Here is a 5673-nt window from a genome sequence, read left to right on the forward strand (position 1 = left end):
TCCTCTTCGGCATCGGCATCCACCACATCGCCTTCGACGGATGGTCACACGCCCTCCTCGTCCACGACCTCAGCCACGCCTACACCGCACGCCAGGCCGGCCAGACACCCGCATGGGACCGCCCCGCACCCACCCTGCGCCAGTTCTACGACGAGTACAGCCGGCTGCGCGCCGCGGCCGACCTGGAAACGCAACGGGCCTACTGGCGCGAACAGCTCCGCGGCCTGCCCCGCCAGGGGGCCGGCGCGGCGCTGCCACCGCCGCCGGCCTGGGGCCCCAGGGCCGGACACACCGTCACCGTCACGCCTCAGGTGCTCGACCGCTGGGACCGAGCCGCCCGCGAACACCGGTTCAGCCGCTCCGCCTACTTCGCCGCCGCCTACGCCACCGCGCTGCGCGCCCTCCGCCAACAGGACGACATCGGCCTACTGATGATCGTGGCCCAACGCGGCAGCCGCATCCTCGACTCCACCTTCACGAGCAGGATCAACTCCAACTGCCTCCGCGTCCGGTTCGACGGGCCGGAGCGAGACCTGGTCCGGACCGTGCAGCGTACCGTCGACGAGCTGATGGCCGCCCAGGACGTCCCCTTCCTGGAGATGACCGCCGACCCGACCTTCGGCCTCCGGGGCGAGGTGATCACCAGCCTGCCCAGCTTCGCGTACCAGGACAACGTGGTGCTTCCGCTTGAGCTGCCCGGCTGCCGGACCGAGGAGGTCGTCGAGCCGTACGCCCGGGAATGGTCGGGCGGCCTCCTCGTCGAGGTGCTGCCCGGCAACGGGGAGGTCCTCCTGCGCATCACCATCCGCACAGACCAGTTCCCCTACGGCCTCGCGGAGGAGCTGGGCACCCACATGCTGCGGTTCCTCGAAGCCGGACCCCCGGTCGACGACTCGACGCACTGATCGGGCCGTCAGGGCAAGCCGGGCTACGATCTGGGCCGGGGAGGCTGGCTCGAAGGGCCGCCCGGCGCGACGTCAGGGAACGAGCGCCGCCGGGCAGTGTTCGAGCAGGTCCCCCGGCGCGTGCGCGACCAGGTCCGGCCCGGCGGCCAGCAGCGCGCTGACATCCCCGCCGTGCCACGTCGTGGCCACGGTCGTCGCCCCCGCCTCGCGCCCGCTCATCAGGTCGATCACCGCGTCCCCGACCATCATGGCCTGGTCCGCCGGCACGTCCATCAGCCCCAGCGCCTGGAGCACGATGTCCGGTGCCGGCTTCGGGCGGGCCACCTCGTCGGACCCGATCACATGGTCGAACAGCCCCAGCACCCCGAGCGTGTCGAGCAGCGAGCGCGCCCGCGGCCCACTCTTGCCGGTGGCGATGGCCATCCGGATGCCCCGCTCGTGCAGGGTCTCCAGCGTCTCCCGTACGCCGGGGAACAGCGGCACGAGGTGCGCCATCCGGTAGCTCTCCCGGACGAAGGGCTCCTCCATCTCCAGCGGCAGCCCCATGAGCCGCATGATGTCCGGGAAGTACCGACCCATGTGCCGGTTGTACTCCTCGAACGGGGCCGGCCCGTCCCCCACCACCTCGGCGTACGCGATGCTGAACGCCTCACGCATCACGGCCGAGCTGTCGACCACGACGCCGTCGAGGTCGAACACGACCGCCCGGATCGGCCCCCGGGCCGACGCCGGGCCGGCCCCGTCGACCACGGCCGAGGCCGCGTCGGAGGTGGCCGGTGTGGCGTCCACGGTGGATGGTGGGTGGCTCATGGCTGCTCCCGGAAGCGAGTGGGGTCGACGGTGGTTCTCACCGGTCGCGATGGCCCGCCAGCGCGTGCTGCCGCTCCGGCCGGGTGGGCCGGGCGCAGTGGTAGATGCGTTCGATGATGTCGATGGTGCGCCCCGCCTCGGCGACGGCCGCGCCCCGGCTGGCAAGGTCGGCGAGCAGGCCGGGGAGGGCGTCGAGCTGGCGGGCGTACTCGGTGCCGATCGGCTCGGCGGGCAGCGGCAGCCGGACGGTCTCGCCGTCGCGGGTGCGGGTCAGCACCGGCTCCGGGTCCCGGTTCGGGCTGAAGCCGAACGTGCAGCGCAGCGTCGCCGAGCCGGCCGCGCCGTGCACCGTGATCGTCGTACGGTCCAGCGCCTCGTGCGAGGCCCAGCACGCGTGCAGGGTGACGGACGCGCCGGTGTCGGTGAGCAGGAAACCCCGGGCGGTGTCCTCGACGTCGCCAGGGGCGCGGCCGGCGGTGTCGGCGTCGCTGCGCCAGGCGGCGTGGGCCCCGCTGTCGTTGACGAAGTCGTCGGAGACGCTGCCGACGGCGTGGGTGATGCGGGTCGGGCCGAGCATCGGCAGCACCGTGTCGAGCAGGTGCCAGCCGAGGTCCACCAGCGCGCCACCGCCGGAGAGGTCGCGCCGGGTGAACCAGCCGCCGGCGTCGGGCACGCCCCGGGCGCGGACCCAGGCCACGTCGACGTGCCGGATCGGGCCCAGCTCGCCGGCCGCGTCGGCCAGCGCCCGGACGTCGGCCCGGTAGCGGGCGGCGCTGCCGGCGAGCAGCACCGCGCCGCCGTCGCGCTCCGCCTCGGCGAGCAGGGTCGACTCGGCGGAGGTCAGGCAGACCGGCTTCTCCAGGAACACCGGTACGCCCCGGCGCAGCAGCCGGGCGGCGACGGCGGCGTGCAGGTGGTTCGGCACGGCGACCACCACCAGGTCGGCGGCGCCGACCGGCAGCTCGTCGACGTCGGCGTACGCGGCGGGGACGTGGTGGCTGTCGCGGGCCCGGTCGCGGACGCCGGGTTCCGGGTCGACCACGGCGGTCACCGTGAAACCCGGGTGCGCGGCGAGCCGGGGCAGCCAGATCTCCCGCCCGGCCCACCCGAGGCCGGCCACCGCGACCCGCACCGGGCGGTCGGTCGCGGCGGCCGAGGGCAGGCCGGTCATCCGGCGAGGACGTCGGCGAGCACGGCCGCGATCTCGTGCATCTGCTGCTCGGTGCCGAGCAGGGTGCGGTGGTGCAGCCAGATGCAGTCGGCGTGGATCTGCTCGACGTTGGGGCAGCGGGCCGCGATCGCCTCGACCGACTCGTCGGGGGCGCCGGCCTTCCAGAAGCCCTCGCACCGGTAGATGGCCCGGAACGCCACGAACGCGGGGACGCCCCGCGCGATCAGCGCGTCCACCACGGCGCGGCGGCGCTCCATGGTGATCCCGGGGACCCGGAACATGGCCATGTAGTGCGGGTTGCGGTCGCCGCGCTCGTCGCGCCCCTGCGGCACCACGCCGGGGATCTCGGCGAGCAGGCTCGCCAGCAGCGGCCAGCGCTGCTCGCGCACCGCGATCTGCTCGTCCAGCCGGCCCAGCTGGGCGCGCAGCACGGCGGCGGTGAACTCGCCCATCCGGTAGTTCGAGCCGGTGGTGCTGTGCAGGTAGTCCCGGTCGGTGCGGGGCCGGCCGCAGCTGTGCACGAGGAACGCCCGCTCGCGCAGTTCCTCGTCGGGGAAGAGGATCGCGCCGCCCTCGCCGGCGGTCATCAGCTTGCCGTTCTGGAAGCTGAACGCGGCCACCGAGCCGAGCGCCCCGGCCCGCTTGCCCTGCCACTGCGCGCCCTGGGCGTGTGCGGCGTCCTGGAGCAGCGCCACCCCGGCGTCGGCCGCGAGCTTGCTCAGCGCGTCCATGTCGGCGAACTGGCCGGCCATGTGCACCGGCATGATGACCTTGGTGCGCGGCGTGATGGCGGCCTCGACCGCGGCCGGGTCCATGTTGTAGGTGTCCAGGTGGACGTCGACCGGCACGGCGACGGCGCCCAGGCGCTGCGCGGCCAGCGACGACGAGATGAACGTGAAGGCCGGGACGATCACCTCGGTGCCGGGGCCGACGCCGAGCACCTCCAGGGCGACCTCGAGGGCGTGGGTGCCGTTGGTGACGGCGAGCGCGTGCGGCGTGCCGTGGTAGGCGCCGAACTCCTGCTCGAAGGAGTCGACCTCACTACCGCCCATCCGCCACCACTGGCCCTGCTCGAGGGCGCGGATCAGACCGGCGCGCTCCTCGTCACCGAACTGCGGCCACTCGGGGAACTCCGACACCGTCGAGGGCTGACCACTCATGACTTCCCACTTCCCAACTCGGACAGACCAGGGGCTTCGCCGGACATCGGGCGCGACGACCCGGGACCGCCGGTACGCGGTCCGGGCGCACCGGGGCGTTGGATGGCCGGTTCGAGGTAGGTGACGCCCCCGTGGAGCTGGCGGCGTCGCTTCAGCAGGGAGGACGGTAACCGAACGGGGCGCCGGGTCACCGCCCCTAACAGCCCCTACGTACCCCTTACTCCACCCGCGCGCGGGCTGTCGCCGGGTCGCCCCCCGCCGGCCGCGCAGTAAGACTGCGGAGGACCACTCATCGGGTCCTGCCGGGACAGGACCCGCGCCCCCGCGAGGTGAAGCGTGTCGGACGTGCTGCTGCTCAACGGCCCGAACCTGGGCATCCTCGGCAGGCGGGAGCCGGAGATCTACGGCACCGACACCCTCGACGACATCGAACGGGCCGTCGGCGAGGAGGTCGCCGCGCGAGGCTGGCGGGTGGTGGCCGAGCAGCACGACTGCGAGGGCGCCCTGATCCGCGCGATCCAGAGCCGGTACGACACCGTCGGCGCCATCGTCAACCCGGGCGCGCTGATGATCGCCGGCTGGAGCCTGCGCGACGCGCTGGCCAACTACCCGCGGCCCTTCATCGAGGTGCACCTGTCCAACGTCTGGGCCCGGGAGAGCTTCCGGCACGACTCCGTCATCGCCCCGCTGGCCAGCGGCGTCATCGTCGGGCTCGGGTCGTTGGGCTACCGGCTGGCCGCCCGCGCCCTCGTCGCGACCGTCCGGTGAGGACCAGGCGCGCCGGCCTCCGCCGCCGGCCGCGCCCATCCGGCACCGGTACGGTCGTCCGCGTCCTCCCACCTCACCCGAAGGACCTCACATGCACATTCCCGTCATCGCCCTGACCGTCATCCTCGCCGCGGTCTTCGTCAGCACCGCCGTGCCGAAGCTGGCCGGGAAGGCGCAGATGCGCCAGCGGATGGACCGCCTGGGCGTCTCCCCCGGTCTGACCCGCGTTCTCGGGGTGCTGGAGATCGCCGCGATCGCCGGGCTGCTGCTCGGGCTGATCTGGGCGCCGCTGGGTATCGCGGCGGCCGTCGGCATCGCCCTGCAGATGGTCGGCGCGGTGGTCTACCACGCCCGCGTGAAGGACCCGGCCGCCGAGACCCTGACGCCGGTGGTCTTCGCCGTCGCCGCGGTGGCGCTGGTGGTCCTCCACGTGCTCAAGGGCTGAGTCGCCGTGCCCGACCCGCAGCGTCCCGCCGCCGGGCCCGACCGGCGGGGCCCCGTCGGGGTGCTGGGCGTCGACGTCGGCGGCACCAAGGTGGCGCTGCGCGCCGAGGCGGCCGGCCGGCCGGCGTACGACCGGACCTTCCGCTGGCCCCGGGGGGCCGCCGACCCGGCCGACGACCTGACGGTGCTGGCCGTCGAGGTGGACCGGCTGCTCGACCGGTGGGGGCCGGTGGACGCGGTCGGGGTGGCCATGCCGGCGACCACTGACACCGGGGGCACCGTCACCACCTGGCCTGGGCGCCCCGGCTGGGCGGGCCTCGACCTCACCGGCGCGCTGCGCCGCCTCTTACCCGACGCGGCGACCGCCGTCGCCGACGACGGTGATCTCGCCGCCCTGGCCGAGGCACGCTGCGCC

Annotated in this window: 6 protein-coding genes and 1 pseudogene; 4 read left to right on the plus strand and 3 right to left on the minus strand. The window is 74.2% G+C overall.

The genetic code is table 11. The annotated features are described in order from the left end of the window. On the plus strand, nt 1-905 hold a 905-nt coding region (locus AB0L34_RS32575), incomplete at its 5' end, for a condensation domain-containing protein (RefSeq protein ID WP_363709372.1). Nucleotides 906-977: 72 nt separating this feature from the next. Here the strand turns inward: AB0L34_RS32575 and AB0L34_RS32580 are convergent. From AB0L34_RS32580 to AB0L34_RS32590, 3 genes are read right to left on the minus strand one after another with little or no spacing between them, the layout of a single operon-like run. Further along, nucleotides 978-1715 (minus strand): HAD-IA family hydrolase, encoded by a 738-nt coding sequence (locus tag AB0L34_RS32580; RefSeq protein ID WP_363709374.1) that lies wholly within the window; start codon nt 1713-1715, stop codon nt 978-980. Between the two features lie 37 nt (nt 1716-1752). Continuing rightward, on the minus strand, nt 1753-2886 hold the full coding sequence (locus AB0L34_RS32585; RefSeq protein ID WP_363709376.1) for a Gfo/Idh/MocA family oxidoreductase: 1134 nt from the start codon (nt 2884-2886) through the stop codon (nt 1753-1755). Beyond that, a complete protein-coding gene (locus tag AB0L34_RS32590; RefSeq protein WP_363709378.1) occupies nt 2883-4046 on the minus strand; it encodes a DegT/DnrJ/EryC1/StrS family aminotransferase in 1164 nt (387 codons plus the stop codon). Before AB0L34_RS32590 ends, AB0L34_RS32585 begins: the two co-directional genes overlap by 4 nt. Nucleotides 4047-4382: 336 nt before the next feature. On the opposite strand from AB0L34_RS32590, the gene AB0L34_RS32595 reads away from it, so the two are divergent. The 3 genes and pseudogenes from AB0L34_RS32595 to AB0L34_RS32605 all read left to right on the plus strand — a co-directional run. After that, the gene (locus tag AB0L34_RS32595) at nt 4383-4814 is read left to right on the plus strand and encodes a type II 3-dehydroquinate dehydratase (protein ID WP_357463250.1); all 432 of its coding nucleotides are present in this window, start codon (nt 4383-4385) and stop codon (nt 4812-4814) included. Between the two features lie 91 nt (nt 4815-4905). Further along, on the plus strand, nt 4906-5259 hold the full coding sequence (locus AB0L34_RS32600) for a DoxX family protein (RefSeq protein WP_363709380.1): 354 nt from the start codon (nt 4906-4908) through the stop codon (nt 5257-5259). Between the two features lie 6 nt (nt 5260-5265). Beyond that, nucleotides 5266-5673 (plus strand): annotated as a pseudogene (locus tag AB0L34_RS32605) (ROK family protein); the annotation flags it as partial.

The sequence above is a fragment of the Micromonospora sp. NPDC052213 genome (genome assembly GCF_040679695.1).
Taxonomy (GTDB): Bacteria; Actinomycetota; Actinomycetes; order Mycobacteriales; family Micromonosporaceae; genus Micromonospora.

What these genes read in the sequence shown, in the direction of transcription:
- AB0L34_RS32580 (WP_363709374.1), bottom strand. Translation starts at nt 1,715, where the DNA reads ATGAGCCACCCACCATCCACCGTGGACGCCACACCGGCCACCTCCGAC.
- AB0L34_RS32600 (WP_363709380.1), top strand. Translation starts at nt 4,906, where the DNA reads ATGCACATTCCCGTCATCGCCCTGACCGTCATCCTCGCCGCGGTCTTC.
- AB0L34_RS32590 (WP_363709378.1), bottom strand. Translation starts at nt 4,046, where the DNA reads ATGAGTGGTCAGCCCTCGACGGTGTCGGAGTTCCCCGAGTGGCCGCAG.
- AB0L34_RS32585 (WP_363709376.1), bottom strand. Translation starts at nt 2,886, where the DNA reads ATGACCGGCCTGCCCTCGGCCGCCGCGACCGACCGCCCGGTGCGGGTC.